The sequence below is a fragment of the Aliivibrio sp. SR45-2 genome (assembly GCF_963890165.1).
Taxonomy (GTDB): domain Bacteria; phylum Pseudomonadota; class Gammaproteobacteria; order Enterobacterales; family Vibrionaceae; genus Aliivibrio; species Aliivibrio salmonicida.
In genome coordinates this window covers 1-20,518 of the sequence record NZ_CAWPRC010000145.1, presented here as the reverse complement: position 1 = coordinate 20,518, position 20,518 = coordinate 1, and the positions used below count along the sequence as shown (strand labels likewise).

General features: G+C 38.5%; 21 protein-coding genes. 11 read left to right on the top strand and 10 right to left on the bottom strand.

Annotated elements, in window-relative coordinates; all coding sequences use genetic code 11:
- Positions 1–113 precede the first annotated feature (113 nt).
- Together AACV33_RS07770 and AACV33_RS07765 are read left to right on the top strand one after the other, a co-directional pair.
- Positions 114–1,130 (top strand): J domain-containing protein, encoded by a 1,017-nt coding sequence (locus tag AACV33_RS07770; RefSeq protein ID WP_017021279.1) that lies wholly within the window; start codon positions 114–116, stop codon positions 1,128–1,130.
- A gap of 130 nt (positions 1,131–1,260) precedes the next feature.
- Entirely contained in the window at positions 1,261–1,431 is a 171-nt protein-coding gene (locus tag AACV33_RS07765) for a hypothetical protein (protein ID WP_012550296.1), read from the top strand.
- A gap of 93 nt (positions 1,432–1,524) precedes the next feature.
- Here the strand turns inward: AACV33_RS07765 and aqpZ are convergent, their stop codons facing one another.
- Positions 1,525–2,214: an aquaporin Z gene (gene aqpZ / locus AACV33_RS07760; protein WP_012550297.1), complete on the bottom strand. Its 690-nt coding sequence runs from the start codon at positions 2,212–2,214 to the stop codon at positions 1,525–1,527.
- Positions 2,215–2,689: 475 nt separating this feature from the next.
- Here aqpZ and sbcB point away from each other — a divergent pair, with 475 nt between their 5' ends.
- From sbcB to cdd, 4 genes are all read left to right on the top strand, one after another.
- Positions 2,690–4,114 (top strand): exodeoxyribonuclease I, encoded by a 1,425-nt coding sequence (gene sbcB / locus AACV33_RS07755; protein WP_017021278.1) that lies wholly within the window; start codon positions 2,690–2,692, stop codon positions 4,112–4,114.
- Positions 4,111–4,461 (top strand): CidA/LrgA family protein, encoded by a 351-nt coding sequence (locus AACV33_RS07750; protein WP_065610094.1) that lies wholly within the window; start codon positions 4,111–4,113, stop codon positions 4,459–4,461. Before sbcB ends, AACV33_RS07750 begins: the two co-directional genes overlap by 4 nt.
- Positions 4,461–5,135, top strand: coding sequence for a CidB/LrgB family autolysis modulator (locus AACV33_RS07745; protein ID WP_017021276.1), 675 nt, complete (start codon positions 4,461–4,463; stop codon positions 5,133–5,135). Before AACV33_RS07750 ends, AACV33_RS07745 begins: the two co-directional genes overlap by 1 nt.
- 150 nt (positions 5,136–5,285) lie before the next feature.
- Positions 5,286–6,194 carry a cytidine deaminase gene (gene cdd / locus AACV33_RS07740; RefSeq protein ID WP_023603444.1) on the top strand — a complete coding sequence of 303 codons (909 nt, stop codon included), beginning with the start codon at positions 5,286–5,288 and terminating at the stop codon, positions 6,192–6,194.
- A gap of 54 nt (positions 6,195–6,248) precedes the next feature.
- Here the strand turns inward: cdd and AACV33_RS07735 are convergent, their stop codons facing one another.
- Positions 6,249–7,412: an amidase family protein gene (locus AACV33_RS07735; RefSeq protein ID WP_017021274.1), complete on the bottom strand. Its 1,164-nt coding sequence runs from the start codon at positions 7,410–7,412 to the stop codon at positions 6,249–6,251.
- A gap of 218 nt (positions 7,413–7,630) precedes the next feature.
- Between AACV33_RS07735 and purT the strand changes: the two genes are divergently transcribed.
- Entirely contained in the window at positions 7,631–8,806 is a 1,176-nt protein-coding gene (purT, locus tag AACV33_RS07730) for a formate-dependent phosphoribosylglycinamide formyltransferase (protein WP_182700074.1), read from the top strand.
- Between the two features lie 197 nt (positions 8,807–9,003).
- Positions 9,004–10,194, top strand: coding sequence for an amino acid aminotransferase (locus AACV33_RS07725; RefSeq protein WP_026025377.1), 1,191 nt, complete (start codon positions 9,004–9,006; stop codon positions 10,192–10,194).
- Between the two features lie 121 nt (positions 10,195–10,315).
- On the opposite strand, the gene AACV33_RS07720 is transcribed toward AACV33_RS07725, so the two are convergent.
- Positions 10,316–11,506: a methyltransferase gene (locus AACV33_RS07720; protein WP_182700073.1), complete on the bottom strand. Its 1,191-nt coding sequence runs from the start codon at positions 11,504–11,506 to the stop codon at positions 10,316–10,318.
- Between the two features lie 34 nt (positions 11,507–11,540).
- Positions 11,541–12,515 (bottom strand): HTH-type transcriptional regulator CysB, encoded by a 975-nt coding sequence (gene cysB, locus AACV33_RS07715; protein ID WP_017021271.1) that lies wholly within the window; start codon positions 12,513–12,515, stop codon positions 11,541–11,543.
- 277 nt (positions 12,516–12,792) lie between these two features.
- Here cysB and AACV33_RS07710 point away from each other — a divergent pair, with 277 nt between their 5' ends.
- Positions 12,793–13,557, top strand: coding sequence for a hypothetical protein (locus AACV33_RS07710; RefSeq protein WP_012550309.1), 765 nt, complete (start codon positions 12,793–12,795; stop codon positions 13,555–13,557).
- Between the two features lie 97 nt (positions 13,558–13,654).
- Here the strand turns inward: AACV33_RS07710 and miaE are convergent, their stop codons facing one another.
- Positions 13,655–14,422 (bottom strand): tRNA isopentenyl-2-thiomethyl-A-37 hydroxylase MiaE, encoded by a 768-nt coding sequence (miaE, locus tag AACV33_RS07705; protein ID WP_017021270.1) that lies wholly within the window; start codon positions 14,420–14,422, stop codon positions 13,655–13,657.
- Positions 14,423–14,646: 224 nt separating this feature from the next.
- Here miaE and AACV33_RS07700 point away from each other — a divergent pair, with 224 nt between their 5' ends.
- Positions 14,647–15,030, top strand: coding sequence for a SulA-like leucine-rich domain-containing protein (locus tag AACV33_RS07700; protein WP_026025376.1), 384 nt, complete (start codon positions 14,647–14,649; stop codon positions 15,028–15,030).
- 3 nt (positions 15,031–15,033) lie between these two features.
- Here the strand turns inward: AACV33_RS07700 and AACV33_RS07695 are convergent, their stop codons facing one another.
- The 4 genes from AACV33_RS07695 to AACV33_RS07680 all read right to left on the bottom strand — a co-directional run bounded on the left by AACV33_RS07695 (position 15,034) and on the right by AACV33_RS07680 (position 18,532).
- Positions 15,034–15,417 (bottom strand): hypothetical protein, encoded by a 384-nt coding sequence (locus AACV33_RS07695; protein ID WP_012550311.1) that lies wholly within the window; start codon positions 15,415–15,417, stop codon positions 15,034–15,036.
- A gap of 251 nt (positions 15,418–15,668) precedes the next feature.
- Positions 15,669–17,351 carry a DUF342 domain-containing protein gene (locus tag AACV33_RS07690; protein ID WP_026025375.1) on the bottom strand — a complete coding sequence of 561 codons (1,683 nt, stop codon included), beginning with the start codon at positions 17,349–17,351 and terminating at the stop codon, positions 15,669–15,671.
- 79 nt (positions 17,352–17,430) lie between these two features.
- Positions 17,431–17,718, bottom strand: coding sequence for a glutaredoxin (locus AACV33_RS07685; protein ID WP_026025374.1), 288 nt, complete (start codon positions 17,716–17,718; stop codon positions 17,431–17,433).
- 67 nt (positions 17,719–17,785) lie between these two features.
- Positions 17,786–18,532, bottom strand: a complete 747-nt coding sequence (locus tag AACV33_RS07680; RefSeq protein WP_182700072.1) for a DUF2884 family protein — start codon at positions 18,530–18,532, stop codon at positions 17,786–17,788.
- Positions 18,533–18,724: 192 nt separating this feature from the next.
- Here AACV33_RS07680 and AACV33_RS07675 point away from each other — a divergent pair, with 192 nt between their 5' ends.
- Positions 18,725–19,828 (top strand): phosphoribosylaminoimidazolesuccinocarboxamide synthase, encoded by a 1,104-nt coding sequence (locus AACV33_RS07675; RefSeq protein WP_017021266.1) that lies wholly within the window; start codon positions 18,725–18,727, stop codon positions 19,826–19,828.
- A gap of 109 nt (positions 19,829–19,937) precedes the next feature.
- On the opposite strand, the gene AACV33_RS07670 is transcribed toward AACV33_RS07675, so the two are convergent.
- Positions 19,938–20,411, bottom strand: coding sequence for an outer membrane beta-barrel protein (locus AACV33_RS07670; protein WP_023603452.1), 474 nt, complete (start codon positions 20,409–20,411; stop codon positions 19,938–19,940).
- Between the last annotated feature and the right edge of the window lie 107 nt (positions 20,412–20,518).

Below are 20,518 nucleotides of genomic sequence, written 5' to 3'. Positions count from 1 at the left end.
ATAATCCTAAAGCGATAAATGACATGCCTCTTCACTTACCCTTTTATCTTTACTTTCCTATCACCCTATAGCTACACTGTTGCCGTCTTTTTATTGTTAATAATTTTATATTTATGATCCGTTCAATTCTACTTACTGTTGTTTTACTGCTTAGTTTTACCGCCCATGCTGACTCTCTCGAAGAAAAAGCTGAATTAGGTGATGCTCGCGCACAAGTAAAATTGGCTATGGAATATGAAGCAGGAACAAACCGCCCTATCAATATTGATCACGCCATTCAATGGTATAAACAAGCGGCGATGCAAGATAACACCACAGCGCAGTTTAACCTTGGTCAGATCTATAAGAACGGCTATGGCATTGCTCAAGATTCCAAACAAGCAATTTATTGGTTTACTCGTGCAGCCACACAAAATCACCCGCCTTCTCAATTCTATTTAGGTGAGATTTACGAATACGGCTTAGCAGGCAAAGTCGATTTATATAATGCCTCTCTGTGGTACCAAATTGCCTCTCATAATGGTCACGGTGAAGCCATGCTTGGCTATAAACGTGTGCTAGCCGAATTAGCCGCACAACAGCATAATCCTAAGACCACTAAAGAAATTGCAGATCCGACACTCGCAGAGCCAATAGCACCTAAAGTTGCCGAACCTACTCCAGAACCAAAAACAATTATCATCACACAAATGGAAAAACCAACCAGATTGATCATGTTGGCCGGTTATCTGTTAATTTCAATCATGCTCGTTATTCTTGGATTTTTACTCATAAAACTAAGACGAACATTCCTATTACAAAAAAAGAATGTACCTACCAACAGCACATTTGAAAAAACGCTCCATAATGAAAAAATCAAACATCTGCAAGACAGCAACGACAACCTTAAAATCCGAGCTGAAGCACAAGAAGTCACCATAAAACGATTAAGCATTGAACTTGATGCCTCAAAGCAAGCTTCATTCCCCCACTTTACTCCTTTTCAATTATTAGGGGTTGTTTCTTCAAGCTCTCTTGATGATCTTAAAAAACAATACCGAAAATTAGCTCAACTCCACCACCCCGATCACGGAACCGATGGTGTGATGCTTACCGAAATTAACAAAGCGTATAAAAAGATTAAGAAATGAAACCGACGATAAACACATAGGTTCCTTTACAAACAATAAGTTCTCTATATAATTCACCACACTTTCACATGTTAAATAAATGTAAAATATAATTCATGTGAAATTCAAAGAATAAAAAAGAGAAGGTATTATGTTTAACTTAGAAGGTCACTGTGACTGGTGTAAAAAGCCAGCAATGGTTTTACAGCATCAATATTGTGACGGTGCGAAATACTACGCGTGTGTGGACTGCAATGATTACGCTAAAATCGATATTCGAGAATACGATTTAGCTGAAATGGAACAGATGAATCAAAAGTAACGTGCAGAAAATAAAGCAGTAGATATAAAAATGCCGATGATAAACATCGGCATTTTTGTGTTTACATATTACATCTAAAAAATACGTTCTAGATTATGCTTCTTCTTTAGCGATTACTTTGTAGATTAACGCACCCAGTATGGCACCTACAATTGGAGCAACCCAGAACAACCAAAGTTGAGATGTAGCCCAATCACCAACATAAACTGCAACAGCAGTACTACGCGCAGGGTTAACAGAAGTGTTTGTTACAGGGATACTGATTAAGTGAATAAGTGTTAGACATAAACCAATCGCAATAGGAGCAAAACCTGCTGGAGCACGGCTATCTGTCGCACCCATAATCACAATTAGGAACATCGCAGTTAAGACAACTTCGATAATCAGTGCTGACATCATTGTGTAGCCACCAGGAGAATGTTCACCAAAACCATTTGATGCAAAACCACCCGCCAAATCAAAGCCAGCTTGACCACTTGCGATTAAGTATAAAATACCACCCGCTGCAATCCCGCCTAAAACTTGTGAGATAATGTAAGGAACGAGGTCTTTTGCATCAAAACGTCCACCAACCCAAAGGCCTATAGAAACGGCAGGGTTTAAATGGCAACCAGAAATATGTCCAATAGCAAACGCCATCGTTAATACTGTTAGACCAAACGCAAGTGCGACACCGACAAAGCCAATACCTAGCTCAGGAAAGCCCGCCGCCAATACTGCACTACCACAACCACCTAGCACGAGCCAAAACGTGCCTATAAATTCTGCCATATATTTATTCATAATTATCCCTATATCCTTATTATTACTTGATTTAAATGAAAATTTTTATCTCGAACCAAGTTCTTGTTCAACATAAATATAGGTTATGATTTGCAAATTAGACACCTAAATATTTCAAATTATTTCAAATTTGCATTTTTAAGACATAATTTTTAAAGATGGAACAGAAATTACCTTTAAATTACAACAATTTGCTTAATCATTAACCTACGAGGATTATGATCTCGCCTCGATATCAATTCAATAATCCCTTTTATTTAGTTTATTTTTCGAATGCCTTGCGATTGCATGCGGATTCAAAGCGTTAAATGACAGTCTTTCTGTGGTTTTATATCGCAATACTATCTATTCAATAAATAGAACATCAATCAAACAAAGCCCTCTGTAAATTTTCATCTCGCTTATTCTTCTAATGCCTTGCGATTATGTGATAGATCTCTGATAATTAATGCATTGCTATTAATTGGACACATTTATGCCGCAGGATAACGCACCAAGTTTCTTCTTCTTTGATTATGAAACGTGGGGAACAAGTCCCTCTTTAGATCGCCCTTGCCAATTTGCAGGTGTGCGAACCGATGAAGACTTTAATATTATTGGTGAGCCATTAGTCATTTATTGTCGCCCTCCTATCGATTACTTACCTTCTCCTGAAGCGTGTTTGATTACTGGCATTACTCCGCAAACGGCGGTCAGTAAAGGTCTGTCTGAGCCTGAGTTTATTGCTCAAATCCATAACGAGCTATCAAAACCAAACACCTGTTCTTTAGGTTATAACAACATTCGTTTTGATGATGAAGTTTCTCGCTACACCTTATATCGCAACTTCTTCGAACCGTATGGTTGGAGCTGGCAAAATGGTAATTCACGTTGGGATTTACTTGATGTGATGCGTGCTGTTTATGCGCTACGTCCTGAAGGTATTGAATGGCCAAAAGACGAAGAAGGCAAGCCAAGCTTTAGATTAGAAAAACTCTCTCAAGCAAACGGCATTGAGCATGAAAACGCCCATGATGCGATGGCCGATGTTATTGCGACAATTGAGCTCGCTAAAGTTGTGAAAAAAGCACAGCCTAAAATGTTTAACTACCTACTTTCTATGCGCCATAAAAAGAAAGCGGCGACATTAATCGACATTATTGAAATGACGCCATTGATGCACGTATCTGGTATGTTCGGCGTCGATAGAGGAAACATCAGTTGGATTGTGCCTGTTGCTTGGCATCCAACCAACAACAATGCGGTGATCACGATTGATTTAGCGTTAGACCCTGCGGTTTTTCTTGAACTAGATGCAGAACAATTACACCAACGTATGTATACCAAGCGTTCTGAATTGGGTCCTGATGAATTACCGGTCCCTGTTAAGCTTGTTCATCTTAACAAATGCCCTATTCTTGCCCCAGCAAAAACGTTAACGGCTGAAAATGCTATCGCGCTTAATGTTGATCGTGAAGCGTGTTTGCGAAACTTGAAAGTGATTCGTGAAAACCCAGAAATTCGCCAAAAGTTGATCGACTTATACAGTATTGATCCTGGCTATGAGAAATCGTCAAATGTAGATACTTTACTTTATGATGGCTTTTTCTCTCATGCAGATAAAACAGCCATTGATATGATCCGTCAATCAACGCCTGAACAGCTTATTGATTTTGAACCGAATGTGAGTGATCCTCGTATCAAGCCATTATTGTTCCGCTATCGTGCTCGTAACTTCCCGCACACGTTAAATGAATCAGAACAACTACGTTGGCAAGCGCATCTACAAGATTATTTTGAGACGCACATGTCTGATTACGAAACACGCTTTGAAAGCTTATACCTTGAGTCTGAAGGTAATGAGAAAAAGACTGCGATTCTTCGCGCCGTTTATAATTACGTACAACAGTTAGTATCATGATTAAATATATTTACTCTTTTGCTTGGATCTTTGCTTCTTTGTTTGCAGGAAATGGCATTCAATCTTGGTTATCCATATCGGTACCCGGCAGCATTATTGGGATGCTGATATTATTTACCGCCATGGTGGTTGGTGTCTGTAAGCCAGATTGGACGGCCACTGGCTGTCAGTTCTTTATGCGTAATATGTTAATCTTATTTATTCCAATTTCGGTTGGTTTAATGACGCATTTCGATTTACTGCTGACCAATGCAATACCCATTATTGTCAGCACTGCTGGTGGTTCGCTATTAGTGCTCGTTTGTCTTTCATTATTTATTGATCGCCTTGAAAGAGGTAAGCACTAATGTGGGTAATTCTGACTGTTATTGTTTTCTATTCTGCTCGTTGGTTTGCAAAGCGCTACCCTCACCCATTAAATAACCCTCTATTGTTGAGTGTTATGATTGTTATTCCCATTTTAATGGCATTAAAAGTGCCTTATGAAACTTACTATGCTGATAATGCGTTTTTAAGTTATTTGCTTCAACCTGCTGTTGTCGCGCTCGCTTATCCATTGTATGAGCAGCTTCCGCACATACGCGAAAATTGGAAAATCATTCTACTTGCTTGTAGTGTTGGTTCTCTTTTTTCTATGCTGTCTGGTGCATTTTTGGCAGTATGGATGGGCGCTGATATGCAGCTAGTGGCAAGTATTCTTCCTAAATCGGTGACTACACCGATTGCGATGGCTATTTCATCTCAACTTCAAGGTGAAGCCGCTATTGCTGCTATTTTGGTTTTGTTAGCAGGTTTAATGGGCGCTATATTCGCTTACCCAATTTACAACTTAATTGGCATAAAAAGTTCACTGGCCCGTGGCCTTACCATGGGTAACGTGTCTCACGCGCTAGGCACGGCTCAAGCGGCTGAAGTCAACCCTCAAGATGCGGCATTTAGCTCGTTGGCCTTGGTTATCTGCGGGATAATTACTTCGCTTGTGGCTCCAATCATTTACTCATTAATGCTAATGATGCAGTAACTACTGAGTAAAATATCACCAAATATGGTGTGACCTCTCTCTCAATGATGTAATTAATGAAAAATTGCATCATTGAGTGTGAGATTGATCTATGTTTCATTTCTTATTCCCTCTAAAATGATCCCATAAAACTTAAGAAGGATCATACAAATGACCACTCTACATAAGAACGCCCTACAACAACGCTTACAAGAAGCCATGGATGCCCTTCCTTCTTCTCTCAATACAGCGATCACCCCTTTAGTTAATGACCAATTCACTGGTGTTATCACTAAAGATAAATTCCAAGCATTATTGGCTCAAAGTCAATTAACGGATAAAGAATTAAGATTGGCGCTGCTTCCCTTAGCCGCGGCATTTTCTGTTGCTCCTATTTCTAATTTCTATGTTGGAGCGATTGCTCGCGGCACCTCTGGACACTTATATTTTGGTGCCAACATGGAATTCAGTAATGTTCAATTAGGCCAAACCATTCATGCTGAGCAATCTGCAATCAGTCATGCATGGATTCATGGTGAAACAGGGATTTCAGACATCACGATCAACTTCAGCCCATGTGGGCATTGTCGTCAATTTATGAATGAGCTAACAACGGCCGATTCATTAATGGTGCAATTACCAGAACGTGATGAAAAATCTCTGCAAGCGTATTTACCAGAATCGTTTGGTCCTAAAGACTTAGGTGTTGAAGGTGGTTTGTTAGCCACAACATCACATCAACTGAGCTTTGAATCGACATCTCCATTACTAATGCAAGCATTCGATGCTGCAAATCGTAGCCACGCCCCTTATTCAAAAAACTTTAGTGGTGTCGCTTTAGAAATGAATAACGGTAATATCTACCACGGTATGTACGCGGAAAACGCAGCATTTAACCCGAGTTTACCCCCACTTCAAGTGGCATTAGTTCACGCGAATATGTCTCGCGAAGCCTTGTCTGAAATCAAAAAAGCGGCATTGGTTGAAGATCACAAAGGGGCAATCAGTCATTTAGCGATTACGACCTGTACTCTTAAAGATCTGAGTCCAAACATGATATTAGAATACGTGTCTTTATAGATTTTGACTTAAAAAAATAGAGGATGCATCAGCCTCCTCTATTTTTATCTCTGTTTATTGGTTCCCTTTCCATCGAATAGCCGCATCAATTAATTGTCTATCCATTCCTTTTTTACCGATTAATGACACTCCCCAAGGTGAATTATTCACAGTAAACCACGGAAGATGCAATTGAGGTAAATCAGCTAAACTGGCTAGTGATGTGTATTTTAATATCAATGAGTTAAGTTTGTATAACTGCTCATCCGTTGCCGTTTCTGGTGGGGCAATGTTAGCGGTCGTTGGCAGTAGCAACAGTGTTTTTTCATCTAAAAGTGACTCTAAAACCGATTTAACAAGATCCCTTTGCTCTAGGGCAATTCGCTCATCTTTGTACTTTAATGAAGATAACCATTTAAGTTGCATTTTAATTTCATTACTGAGCATTGGGTGGTTTTTTTCAACCCACGGTTCTATGTTACGTAGCCCTCTTGTCGCGGTAATGACTTTAAAACTTTCGGCAGCTTTCATGGTTATTATTTTACTGATCGCTTTACTACGAACGACTTTATAAGGGGATGCCTCAAGTAATTGTTCTAGTTTTGCCTTTGCTTCTTCTGGAACATCAAGAAACAAGCTGTCTAGCACGACAATACGATCGACCGTCATTAATGGAGACATCGGAGTTAATGTCGTTGCGACTTTTCTAATGTCCGACAAACTCTTCGCAACCCAGCCTAAAGAGGTTTCTTCTTTTGCAATGCAATAAACCCCCTTCATATTAGCGGCACAAGAAGACGATTTAAAACCATATAAACCAGCGTATACCGCAGGGACTCGTATTCCACCACTTAAATCCGTGCCTAAGCCGATATCAGCCAAGCCATTCGCGACCGCCGCAATGGCTCCGCAAGATGATCCACCAATTAATCGCCCTTCACTGTTTGGATTTTTAATCGCAGCGTAATGTGGGTTATTACCATGAAGTCCAAAACCAAACTCATCCATTTGAGTTTTACCCACAAATATTGCCCCTTTCTTTAATAAAAGATCCACCACTGGCGCGTTATCTTTGGCCACTTTCTGTTGCGCTAACCATACCGGATTACCTAAGCCATTTGGCGTATCTTTAATATCAATACAATCGCTTACAACAAATTTCTTATTTTCTAAAAGTCCATAAAAAGCCCATTGCTGTACAGGTCCTGAGTGAGGCACATAAGTGGTTTGAACATCCATAATGAAGTACTGCTGCTAATATAAAAAAAATAGCATACCAGTAGAGGTAGTGAATACAACCCAAGGTATTCACAGTATCAATAAACAAATCAGTAGTGTGAGCTCTCTTCCACATTGATGCATAAAAGACCCATAAAAAATCAAAAGCAATCGTTTGCGTATCTATCTAATTTTAGTATGATAGCGGCATATTTCACTATCTATCATGAGAATTCATTATGTTTGGTACTGCTCTATCGTCTTCAGCTACAAAAGTATTATTGCTTGGTTCCGGTGAATTAGGCAAAGAAGTGGCTATTGAATGCCAACGCCTTGGTTTGGAAGTTATTGCGGTTGATCGCTATTTAAATGCCCCAGCAATGCAAGTCGCACACCGTAGCTATGCCATTGATATGTTAGATGCTGATGCACTTCAAGAAGTCATTGAAAAAGAAAAACCAGATTATGTCGTGCCTGAAATTGAAGCCATTGCCACAGACAAACTCGTTGAATTAGAAAAACGAGGCCTTAACGTTGTTCCAACCGCTAACGCGACTAAATTGACCATGAACCGTGAAGGCATTCGTCGATTAGCCGCTGAAGAATTAAAATTACCGACGTCTCCTTATCGTTTTGTAGACAGCTATGAAGAACTGGTCGACGCCGTTAAATTTGTAGGTATGCCGTGTGTAATTAAGCCGGTAATGAGTTCATCAGGCAAAGGACAAAGCGTTATCAAGACCGAGGATGATATTAAAACCTCATGGGACTACGCGCAAGATGGCGGACGAACGGGAGCAGGTCGCGTTATTGTTGAAGGTTTTGTGGATTTTGATTACGAAATTTCACTGTTAACTATCCGTGCGGTTGATGGCATTCATTTCTGTGATCCTATCGGTCATCGCCAAGAAGATGGTGATTACCGCGAGTCTTGGCAACCTCAAGTAATGACGGAAGCGGCATTACAACAAGCACAAGACGCGGCAGAAAAAGTCGTTAACGCATTAGGCGGTTATGGTTTATTTGGTGTAGAGCTCTTCATTAAAGGCGATGATATTTATTTCAATGAAGTCTCACCTCGCCCACACGATACTGGATTAGTAACGTTAATCTCTCAAGAAATGTCTGAATTTGCTCTGCATGTTCGTGCGTTTACGGGAATGCCCATCAATAACATCGTTCAATATGGTCCTTCTGCTTCTTCTGTGATCTTAGGCCAAGGTACCTCTACAAATATTCGTTTTTATGGACTGGCAGAGGCATTGAGCCAACCACAAACTCAAATAAAATTATTTGGTAAACCTGAAATTGATGGGCGTCGTCGCTTAGGGGTCGCCATAACACGCAGAGACAATCTTGAGTCGGCAATTGAAGATGCTATCGCAGCGTCAAACAAAATTAAAATCAATTACTAACCTTTCTTTCATTCAGCAGAACGGTATTTAAATGCCGTTCTGTTGTCATTTATTACCATTCTGCCTCTCTTTTTCCTTTTTACGATTAAAAATCACTTTTTTCGTTATCTAATCGTTGCAAACTTACAAGGTAAACGGGTATAAATAACTAAACCGTTCTTAAACTTTTTATTTTAATCTCACCATGGATGATGACTATGTTTGAAAAAATCTCTGCCGCTCCAGCTGATCCAATTCTTGGCCTAACTGATGAATTTAAAAATGACCCTCGTGCTGAAAAAATCAACTTAGGTGTTGGTATTTATAAGAACGAAGCGGGTCAGACTCCAGTATTGAAAACAGTAAAAAAAGCAGAAGCTGTATTGCTTGATACTGAAAAAACAAAGTCATATTTAACCATCCAAGGTACTGCAGAATACGGCCTAGCTGTTCAAAAACTGTTGTTTGGCAATAACGCTGATGTCATTACAGAAAAACGCACTCAAACAGCACAAGCGCCTGGTGGTACTGGTGCACTTCGTGTAGCTGGTGAATTTATTAAACGCCAATTAGGCGATGTGAAAATTTGGATCAGTAACCCAACATGGGCAAACCACATTGGTGTATTTACTGCTGCTGGTATCGAAACTGCACAATACAGCTACTACAACGCAGAAACTAAATCGAAAGATTTTGCTGCAATGATGGCAGATTTACAACAAGCAGAATCTGGTGATGTTGTATTACTGCACGGATGTTGTCACAACCCAACAGGTATTGATCCAACAGATGCTGAATGGGAAGAACTAGCAAAATTATGTGCAAATAAAGGATTATTACCACTGTTTGATTTTGCGTACCAAGGTTTTGCTAAAGGCGTTGAAGAAGATGCTTCTGGTCTTCGTACTTTTGCTCAATACTGCCCAGAATTACTTGTTGCGAGTTCGTTCTCTAAAAACTTCGGTTTATACAATGAACGTGTCGGTGCATTTACGCTGGTAGCTAAAGACCCTGAAGTTTCTGTTACTGCGTTCTCACAAGTGAAAGCAATTATTCGCTCTATTTACTCTAACCCACCAGCTCATGGTGCCGCTGTCGTTACTTACATCTTAAATGATGATGCGTTGCGTACTGAGTGGGAGCAAGAAGTACAAGAAATGCGAGCTCGTATTCAAGAGATGCGAACTCTGTTTGTTACGACTCTAAAAGAGCAAGGCGTAGACGCTGATTTCAGCTTTATTGAACGTCAAAATGGCATGTTCTCTTTCTCTGGTCTATCTAAAGAACAAGTGAATCGCCTAAAAGATGAGTTTGCAATTTACATCGTTGGTTCAGGTCGAATCAGTGTTGCTGGTATGACGAAAGACAACATGCTGCCATTATGTAAAGGCATTGCTGCTGTTCTTTAAGTCTAACGATGAGTAAATATCAAAAAAGGCGCTAAATACGTTTGTGTAAACAAGGTATTTAGCGCCTTTTTTTATTATCATTCAACCAATAAAAATGAATAGATAATGACAGGAGTGGCTCTCATCCTAACTTTGCTTGGATCACGATATTTCTTGGCGTTTCTTCTTTCAAACAAAACTCCCCAATTCTTACTTCATAACCTGACTCTTCTAAATACAACGCTCTATCAAAACACAACCACATTTCTAATGGTCTTTTAAAAAGATGCTGAACAAGGTCACATTTTTCCATCAGAATAAAAGCAGCCTCTCCTTTCTCTAACCAGATTGAATAATCAATATTATCTACTAGCTTAATGCCTTTGTGCGCCACAGCCCAATGGCAAAACGCTTCAAACCCTTCGGCAAGTAGTGATTTTTTAATACTCGGAACCGTAATATATTCCGAACTTCCTGTTACCCATTTTTGTAATTCATTAAACCCTAAACGAAAACACATCTCTTGTTCACGATGATGTTGCGTTCGCTTCCCTGCAACCACCGTTTCTTGCAATGGTAAACGCAAATCAACACGGCTTAATCGTAATAATGAATCTTGAGCAGAGAAAGATAATGGGCGGTATTCTTCATTTTCAGTTAAATGAAAGCAGCAAGGCGCAATCGTCAATGCCTCAATGTTATTCTCTATGCCTGCTTCGATTAAACTCAAATGCAAATCACCACAAGCATGCAAAGCAACCGCATGTTGTTGAGGTTTAATCAATGAATATGCTTGTTTAGATAACGCATCCCCTTGAATAAAACGCATAGAAAGGGAATGATTGTCTGCATAATGTTGGCCGCTATCACAGAGCTCTTGTTGCCATTCTAATGTAGTTACTTTTTTATTCGTTGTAGAGCTTAATACTCTACCTAAATAGCCTTTACCACCGCACCACTCTAGCCATTCAGACTCTGGAGAGTAAAAATCAGAACTTAACGCACTTAAATTGGTTATTTGCTGCCACTTACGACCATTTATTCCTGAATTAAATCCTTTAGGTATGCATTGTGATGGCGCAGCCAAAAGAGGAAATTGAGTAAAATGAGATAATTCCGTTACTTCAGGAATATAGTGAGATAATGCAAGCGCAAGCGCTAAGGGGGTGTTTTTTAGGTGTCGTATTTCTTCTAAAGAAAGTGACTCTAACCATTCAACAAGTGTTGGGTGTGATTCTCTCCATGGATAATCAGCGCAATGAAACGCAGAAAATTGCCAAAAAAAGACCGTCTGAGTTAACAAACGGTCGATATGTAAAAACTGAGATTGCATCCGATGACACCCTAGAAATTAAATCGAGGCGATCTTAACGGACAGGAAGGTTAATGTCTTTAAACATCTCTTCTATTTCATAATTATTTTTAAGCATGGTTGCTTGTTCTACGATTGGGCGAGTGAGATGTGGTGCAAAACGTTCCATAAAGTCATACATATAACTCTTTAGGAATGAACCACGCTTAAAGCCAATCGTTGTTGTACTTGCATCAAATATATGACTTGCATCTATAGCAACTAGATCTGAATCTCTTTCAGGATCCATTGCCATGCTTGCTATAACACCAACACCAATACCTAAACGAACATAAGTTTTAATGACATCAGCATCGGTAGCCGTAAAGACAATTTTAGGTGTTAACCCTGCTTTATTAAACGCACTGTCTAACTCCGAGCGTCCAGTAAAACCAAACACATAAGTAACCAATTCATAAGCAGCAAGATCTTGAACTGTCACGTGTTTTTTCTGTGCCAGTGGATGATCTTTATTTACTACTATCGAGCGGTTCCAGTGATAACAAGGCAACATAATGGCATCGTGATATAAATGAAGCGCTTCTGTTGCAATTGCAAAATCCGCCGTGCCTTTTGCAATTGCATCTGACATTTGCGTTGGCGTGCCTTGGTGCATATGCAAAGAAACTTGAGGATAACGAGAAGTAAAACCTTTAATCACATCCGGCAAAGCATAACGAGCCTGAGTATGCGTCGTCGTAATGTTCAACAACCCTTTCTCTGGGTGAGTATGCTCACCAGCCACCGCTTTGATACTGTCAACTCGGGATAAAATCTCGCGAGATATTTTTACGATCTCTTCACCCGACGGCGTAACTCGAGTAAGGTGCTTGCCACTTCGTTCAAAGATTTGCACACCCAGTTCATCTTCTAACAATCGAACTTGCTTACTAATACCAGGCTGAGAGGTATACAAAGACTCTGCGGTTGAAGACACATTAAGGCTGTGATTAACCACTTCAACAATGTATTTCAGTTGTTGTAATTTCATTATTTTATTCCTGTAATCCTTTACATCGAAAATTATGTCACTTATTCGATATAGTTATATCCTTATTTAGTCCTATTTTCAAAGCCTTATCAACTTTAATTTTTGTTTAATAACAATTCATTAAAGAAATACCATCCCATGTCGATAAATCTTAATGTACTCCTAGTATCTAAAAGCCCTTTGCGCTAATTTGTTATTTGGAGTTAGCCGCCTTCTATTCATTTAGTTTACAAGGTGTTACACTGGCAACTATTACTACTGGATGTATGATTAAACTATGAATATTGCTCTTATTGTTGGACTGTTTGCAATTCTACTAACCTTGATTATTGGCTATAATGTTATTGTTCAGTACAGAACAAAAATTGAATCCGCTAAAAAACAAGAATCTGCAAAACACATGATGATTATTGATTCTACCGAAGAGTTAATCAGTAATGCCCACCATTTACCTTACAGTAAAGAGTTATTAGTCTGCTTAAATCAACGAATTCTAGACGCTTTACGCTCAATCGCTGAATTATCACCCACTGATCGTTCGTACCCTGCGCGCATTGAAAACATGGAACAACAACTTCAACAGCTAAAAACAAATTATACTGGCGGCGACAGCACGAATTTCAAAGTGCCAAGCAATGATAAACAAGCCATCGTTATGTTGAAATTAGTTAAACGTTTACGAGATACGCTTCGTGCGGAACATAAAAAAGGCCGTGTAAATACCCAAGTCTTTGTTGCTGAAAACGCGCGTCTTGAATCAATTCAAGTTCGAATTAATATCGAAAACGTAGTAAAGCGAGCCAAAGAAGCAACTCAACGTGGCCAAGCAGGTACTGCTCGTCAATTACTTAAAAAAGGGATTGATGCCCTATCAAGTAAAAATGATGGTTATTCAAATAAAGCACGAACTCAACTGCAAGATATGCTTGATGAATTGAATAACAAAACAAAGAGAAAACAAGATAAAGAACTTCAAGACCAATTAGATAAAAATAAAGATGATGAGATTGATGTCTTATTTCAACCGAAAAAGAAATGGTAATAACCACACGCTAATGGCCGAAACATACATCAAATAAAAAAGGTCGCACAATGCGACCTTTTTTATTATCTGTTATTTATTAAAAACACTAAGATTATTAATTTATTGTTATTGGTTTTCCGCTATGAAATTTAAAATCATGATCTGGTGACTGAATTAAATCGGCTTCAGCTTTTGCAAAAACAGCAACTCTCTTACTGATATCCCCCCCTGAAATTTCTTCTGCCAAGGAAAGGTAATCTTGATAATGGCGAGATTCTGAACGTAATAGTGAAATATAAAATTTAGCCAAATCATCTTCTAAATAAGGTGCCAACTTAGCAAAACGTTCACATGAACGTGCCTCTATAAAAGCACCAATAATAAGCTTGTCGATAAGCGTGTGCGGTTCATGAGTAATAATATTACTTAGCATCCCTTTAGCATAACGACTGGCTGTAATTGCTTCATAGGGGATATTCCGTTCTTCCATTATCTCTAGCACTTGATAAAAATGATGCAATTCTTCTTTTATCAATAACACCATTTTATCAATAAGCTCTTGGCTATAAACTGCATCTGCTCGTGCCGTAATACGTTTTGATATATTACTTTTGCCTTTCAAGCTCTCTAATGATCCTACTTTCTTATAAACGAATTCTTCATAAGGTTTAAACCATTCCAATAACGTGGCTGCACTTTCTTTATCTACTGCGTATTTACGAATTAAATACATCGCACTTTGTGCCGCTTTCAATTCACACAATAAATGATCACGAAGAATAATCGATAAATTCTCTGGCTTCTTCGCTTCATCAATCCATTCATCAGGCGTTTCACAGTGTAGAAATGCATAAATGGGTTCTAGCAATGACGTCTCATACATAATTTAGTTTCTATCAGTTTTAAACTCGTATGCTTTCTATGATACCAAATGAAACACATTCTGTTTGATTAAAAGCCTACCCTGCTTAGCTATTGGCTATTTTCTTTGGCTTAGCTCTACTTTACGAGTGTATAAATCGATTAAAAAATCAAAAATAGCTTGATCGTTAATCAAAATAAAAGTACTGTATAAATACACACTGTATGGATAAACAGGTAAATATTATGAACGTAACGATGGCATTCACAACTCGATCAAACTCATACGCGCAACATATTGCACAGCGTATTTCTCACATCGCGCAAGAGACTAATGAACAATGCGAGCAGCACTTCATTCAATTACTTAAAAGTTTATCTAAACAGAAGAAATGGATCTTTATTACAGCAAATACGATGATGCCGAGCTGTGATGTGTTATTACAAAATGGGGTTGAGTTAAACAGACTCATCCGCTTAAAGGCTTCAAGTAATTTAACAGAGCAAGAAACAATCAATAAAGCTCAACAATTAGGCACCGCAAGTGCCATTATATCAAACAATAATTGCTATTATTTTACAGATGAACAATGGTTAACATTAAATCGAAAATTAACAATTTTACATTAACCTTTATTCTTTTTCTTTAAGATGAATGATAAGAAGATCAATCCCTTCTCCCTTCTGGGAAATAGTCGTGTGTGTATTTGCAAGGATATAGTTGATCTGCTCTTCATCTAAAGAATAAGGAAGCATGACTCTCAAATCAGAAATACCTTCAATTCGAGCTAAACGGATTAACCGAATAATATTCGATTCATCATTTATGTGTGTCGAGAGTACGTTTAATGCTTCTAAACGTAATCGTTCTTTTAATGGTGTTTTGTCATGTACAGATGCATTCCAAACTGTTCCGAACGTGGGAATAATACTTTTTAACGCTTGAGAAAACGTCCATTTTTGATTACTTGAGTCAACGAGAAATGAACCATAATTAAACTCAATAACATTACTCATAATTGCCCTCGATATATTCCAACATCGACCTTCAACATCCTATTGAAAAGCACGATTTTCAAACTAACTATTATAAGTATCCCCAATATTAAGCCTATCGCAAGTAGAAAAATCGATGCAGATCACAGTTAGGAATTATCAACTCTTATCGTTATCATAGTGATAACACATGGTTTACACACATACATTTTGGCAACAAAAAAGCCGCTACAATGAGCGACTTTATTATTATTTTTATCGTTAATATTGAATTAACTGTCCATTAAATGGGGATTTTTTGAGATAATCGGATCTATCTTAATTTCATATTCATTAAAATATATTTTACATGGACTATGTTCACGTTTCGTTGTGACTTGTTCATCTGAGTATTGAATGGTCACTCTTGGGTACACTCGCTCAGTAACTTTAACAACGTTCTCTGCTAATTGCTTTCTTAGCTCTTCTTCTGCTGATTGGAATCGAGTCATTGATTGTGTTATCTCTTTACTTGATTCTTCTTTCATCGTTTTAACACGCGTTGTCTGTTCTTCTGTTCTTTCTGATTTAGGGATCTTTGCTAGCTCCATTTCAGCACGAACGACTTTCATTGTGTTTTCTTGCGCTGCTTTATATTTCGCATTTAAATCTGCAATGTTTTCTTTGTATTTATCAAAACGTGTAAATGCTTTTACTAACGTTTCAGTGCCAGCGGTAGCCCCAAGATTCACAGTTGTAATTGTAGAACCTGCATAAATCTCTCCACCAACAATAGAGCCATTACGCCCAGAGCTATCCATTACGGAAACTGCATTTTTACTTTTTATAAAACTCTGAATGGCGTGTAAACCTAACTCAATATCGCCAGACGCTTGTAAATTAGCCGATTGAACAAACTTAGCCGTTATTTTACCACCGGCTTTAACAAAACAAGAGTAGTCCTCACCAGCTTCTACTTGATGACCAATGATCCCTTTCATCGCAATAATATCACCATGAGCTTGCACATCTGCAGATTCAATAAACCCGCCAACGGTAATACTGCCTGTCGCTCTAACAATCATCTCCGGTGCAATATCACCACTGATAATCACGCACCCTTTAAACTTGACATGGCCCGTTGAGATATCAACCGCATTTAAACAAAGCGCATTATCAACTTCAGCACCTTCTGCATTTACCCAAGGCATGCCAGAGGTTGTTGCAATTAACAATTCAGGATCTTGAGGAGAAATCCCCGCACCTTTTCCTGCTCGTAATTTACTGTTTTTTCCTGCCGTCGCATGAATCACTTCACCTTTTACAGTAAAACCATCAATGCCTTTTGTGGGAGGCGTTCGACGGATTAATTCATCACCTTCAACCACCGTGATTGTCTCACCAAGATCGCGCATATCAACTTTATCTTCTTCACCCTCTTTCTCTTGAGGCTGTAAAGCTTGTTCACGAAAATCTTCAACCAGTGCAGTAAAAATAGCGTTAGAACCATCAATAGGCTCTTTGCCTTTTGCGACCAATTGAGAAATTCGCTCTCCAGCAGCTAAGTTTCGACCTAGTACCATTATTTTCTTTAAGGCATTTCGACTGATACCGCGAGTCACTTCCATGCTGGTTAATGCCGCTATGATGTCCGTACTTTGTACATCTCGACCACCATAGGCACCAATAACAGACATCGTTGCTTTCATATCGCGCTCTTCTACAGCAAGGAACACTTCGGCATTACGACGTTCTGCAATTTTTCTATTTTGGTGATGAGCAACGATGCCACTTTTAACATCGTTAATGATCGTCATTATGATTTTTTCATCAAAGAAAAAATCCAATGCCCCAATCTCTTCTAAAGAATCTTTAAACCCTTTTAAGGTGGGTTCAGCATCCGGCTGAAAGCTATCAGGAAAACATAACACTACTGTGCCGTCATCCTGTATTAAAGTTAAAAGAGAAGCCCACATATTCATCACTCTTATATATTATATCGTCACAACAAAAAATCTTGTTGTGACTTTATTTCGTATTTAATTGAACGACATTCTACAGTTCAAAATCATCTAAATCCATGTCGGTGTCTTGACGTTCAAAAAGCGCCACTAAATCGTCATGACCACCAACAAATTTACCATCAAGGAAGATCTGAGGCACAGTATTAACTAAAATGCCCTCTTTATCTTGAATCAAGCCAACCATTTCTTCTTTGCTTAAATCAACACCAACGGTTAATACTTTATACTTAATGCCTTTATCGTCCAAAATCGCTTTGGCTTTAACACAAAATGGGCATACTGTTTTAGAGAACATAATATTTTGATAGGTAGTTAACATGTGTTTACTCGTCTTTTTATATAAATAAGGGGCCGTCATTCATCACTATTTATTCGATGAATTAACACTAAATAGAAAACATTGGATACAACTGTAGCTCAGGAACAATTTTATGTAGTTGTTCTTCGTCCATCGCAATGTCTTTTGCAGAATCACATAAATGTTGAGCATCTTTCTTAATATCGACTTTATGTTCTTCCATCTTCATCTTAATTGACGATTGAACATCAACAAATTGTTGCTGTAACTCTGTGAAATTAAGTTCGCCATTCTGCATTTTATCTGACAAAGAGTTAAACACACTTGCAAACAATTCTTTGTCTAGGCTCTTAATCATGACTTCAAAATCTTGCTTCCATGACGTATCTACTTCTTTAAAGAAGTCATGCTCTAGCATCATATCTTTGCCACGATAGAATTTTTGTTTTGCAACATCACCGTAATCATTAATTTTCGTTTTAACAGAATCAAATGATCCTTCTGCATTAAATGACGTTTCAATTTCGCTATCAAAATCTTGAGCAGCAAGAATGCCTTTATCTGTAAAATCAACCACTTCTGGAATATAGCCAGACACCTGCTTCTGATATTCTTCGATCGCTTGTTTTTGCTCTGAAGAAAGCGCTAACTTATCACCATTAACAAATACGTTGCCATTGCCATCAATGCGTAATTTATCTTGCGCTTTTTCGACTTTTATTTCTCCTTTAGGAGTTAACAAAACATCGTTTTCGATCGTCACTGGACACATGCTAGCGAAACTGCTGTTTGATACGAATAGCATCGCCATTGCTAGTAATTTATTTGATGACATTTTAGCCTCTTTTGAACTCTTTTTTCTTAATCAGACAGTGTAACTGATACCGACTCTATTGCTCAACATCCTTTCGACAATAGAAAAAAACAAACATAAAAAGCAATCGTTTGCTTTTTATACTGGCAGAGCTCCCGAGTTCTGGTATGATGCTCTCTGTTTTTACACATAAGTTTATATAGGAATTCTATAATGAGCCTTTCCGAACAAGTACTTGCCGTGAATGATGATTTACCAATCCGTACGGACAAGCCGGTGCATAGCGGTAAAGTCCGTTCAGTTTATTGGTTAACAGAGGAAGATAGCCGTCGTCTTATCAAAGAGAAAGGCTATAACGTGGCACCTGACGCCCCTCTTGCTATTATGGTGATCAGTGACCGCATCTCAGCATTTGATTGTATTTGGCACGGTGAAGGCGGACTTAAAGGGATTCCGGGGAAAGGCGCGGCTCTAAATGCTATCTCGAACCATTGGTTCCAATTATTTAAAGATAATAATTTAGCGGATAGCCATATTTTAGATATTCCTCATCCATTTGTTTGGATTGTTCAAAAAGCAAAACCAGTCATGATTGAAGCGATTTGCCGTCAATACATTACGGGTTCAATGTGGCGCGCTTACACCAATGGTGAACGTGAATTCTGTGGTATTCAGATCCCTGAACGCCTAGAAAAAGACGAAGAACTGGCTGATCTTTTATTAACGCCATCAACAAAAGGCGTTTTAAAAGGCATTGAAGGCGTTCCTGAAGTTGATGATGTAAACATTACCCGTAAGGACATTGAAAACAATTTTAGTGCTTTCAACTTCTCTTCGATTGAAGATATCGCCTTATACGAAAAACTGTTAAAAGAAGGTTTTGCGGTTATCTCTAAAGCCTTAAATGACATTGACCAAATTTTTGTTGATACAAAATTTGAGTTTGGTTATGTTAATGACGCACAAGGCAACGAAAAATTAATTTACATGGATGAAGTTGGTACGCCTGATTCATCACGTATTTGGGATAAAAACGCCTACCGTTCTGGTCATATTATTGAAAATTCAAAAGAAGGTTTCCGTCAGTTCTTGTTGAACCACTTCCCTGAACCTGACATTCTTTTGAATAAGAACCGTATGGATGAGCGCTTTGCGTTAGCAACTGAGAACTCATTGCCACTCGAAGCAATGATGGACTTATCAAAAACATACTTAGACATTGCCGCTAAAATCACTGGTGCGCCAATTATGTTAAGTGATAATCCAAAAGCAGAAATAATTAAAGTATTAAAAGAGCAGTATCAACTGGTTGATTAATAACAATAATCATAACTAACGATTCTATTGATTACTAATAAAAATGGCGACCGCATTGGTCGCCATTTTTGTATCTCTCTATTTCAAATAAAAACAAACAATGTTGTGATTATAGGAAATGAACCGTTAGGTTAAGTGAAGCGAAATCAATGTTTTCGTCACCTACTGTGAAGTTGTTATAACCAGCACCAACAGTGAACATTGGGAAGATATTGTATTCAACACCTAAACCAAAGAATGGATCAACACCGTCATCTTTACGGTAACCATCAGCTTCCCAGCTGTGCATGCCTGCTTTACCGTAAACATGTAAAGGACCGAAATCGATACTTGGCTTAATTGCAAAGTTTACAGACGTTACATCTGTTGATTGGCTACCGTAATCGTAAGAACCTAGGTTCCAAGCACCCATTTCAACACCGATGAAAGGCAAAATACCAGTACCAACGTGCGCACCGTATACTGTTGAACTTTCGCCTCTGTAATCAGCTGAACCCACTTGTGCACCAGCGTAAATCCAAGAATCAGCAGCCGCTGTTGTAGAAACGCTCGCTAGAACTAACGCTAAAAGTGTCTTTTTCATTTTCAATCCTATTTTCAAAAGGGAGCGGCAATCTTTGCCGCTCTTTTTAATATTAATTATATTAAAGCAAATTGTATGCCGATATTGTTATATATTATTCTATACAC

Excerpts from the sequence above, each read along its gene's own strand:
- AACV33_RS07770 (WP_017021279.1), top strand. The coding sequence starts at position 114 with ATGATCCGTTCAATTCTACTTACTGTTGTTTTACTGCTTAGTTTTACC.
- AACV33_RS07765 (WP_012550296.1), top strand. The coding sequence starts at position 1,261 with ATGTTTAACTTAGAAGGTCACTGTGACTGGTGTAAAAAGCCAGCAATG.
- aqpZ (WP_012550297.1), bottom strand. The coding sequence starts at position 2,214 with ATGAATAAATATATGGCAGAATTTATAGGCACGTTTTGGCTCGTGCTA.
- sbcB (WP_017021278.1), top strand. The coding sequence starts at position 2,690 with ATGCCGCAGGATAACGCACCAAGTTTCTTCTTCTTTGATTATGAAACG.
- AACV33_RS07750 (WP_065610094.1), top strand. The coding sequence starts at position 4,111 with ATGATTAAATATATTTACTCTTTTGCTTGGATCTTTGCTTCTTTGTTT.
- AACV33_RS07745 (WP_017021276.1), top strand. The coding sequence starts at position 4,461 with ATGTGGGTAATTCTGACTGTTATTGTTTTCTATTCTGCTCGTTGGTTT.
- cdd (WP_023603444.1), top strand. The coding sequence starts at position 5,286 with ATGACCACTCTACATAAGAACGCCCTACAACAACGCTTACAAGAAGCC.
- AACV33_RS07735 (WP_017021274.1), bottom strand. The coding sequence starts at position 7,412 with ATGGATGTTCAAACCACTTATGTGCCTCACTCAGGACCTGTACAGCAA.
- purT (WP_182700074.1), top strand. The coding sequence starts at position 7,631 with ATGTTTGGTACTGCTCTATCGTCTTCAGCTACAAAAGTATTATTGCTT.
- AACV33_RS07725 (WP_026025377.1), top strand. The coding sequence starts at position 9,004 with ATGTTTGAAAAAATCTCTGCCGCTCCAGCTGATCCAATTCTTGGCCTA.
- AACV33_RS07720 (WP_182700073.1), bottom strand. The coding sequence starts at position 11,506 with ATGCAATCTCAGTTTTTACATATCGACCGTTTGTTAACTCAGACGGTC.
- cysB (WP_017021271.1), bottom strand. The coding sequence starts at position 12,515 with ATGAAATTACAACAACTGAAATACATTGTTGAAGTGGTTAATCACAGC.
- AACV33_RS07710 (WP_012550309.1), top strand. The coding sequence starts at position 12,793 with ATGAATATTGCTCTTATTGTTGGACTGTTTGCAATTCTACTAACCTTG.
- miaE (WP_017021270.1), bottom strand. The coding sequence starts at position 14,422 with ATGTATGAGACGTCATTGCTAGAACCCATTTATGCATTTCTACACTGT.
- AACV33_RS07700 (WP_026025376.1), top strand. The coding sequence starts at position 14,647 with ATGAACGTAACGATGGCATTCACAACTCGATCAAACTCATACGCGCAA.
- AACV33_RS07695 (WP_012550311.1), bottom strand. The coding sequence starts at position 15,417 with ATGAGTAATGTTATTGAGTTTAATTATGGTTCATTTCTCGTTGACTCA.
- AACV33_RS07690 (WP_026025375.1), bottom strand. The coding sequence starts at position 17,351 with ATGTGGGCTTCTCTTTTAACTTTAATACAGGATGACGGCACAGTAGTG.
- AACV33_RS07685 (WP_026025374.1), bottom strand. The coding sequence starts at position 17,718 with ATGTTAACTACCTATCAAAATATTATGTTCTCTAAAACAGTATGCCCA.
- AACV33_RS07680 (WP_182700072.1), bottom strand. The coding sequence starts at position 18,532 with ATGTCATCAAATAAATTACTAGCAATGGCGATGCTATTCGTATCAAAC.
- AACV33_RS07675 (WP_017021266.1), top strand. The coding sequence starts at position 18,725 with ATGAGCCTTTCCGAACAAGTACTTGCCGTGAATGATGATTTACCAATC.
- AACV33_RS07670 (WP_023603452.1), bottom strand. The coding sequence starts at position 20,411 with ATGAAAAAGACACTTTTAGCGTTAGTTCTAGCGAGCGTTTCTACAACA.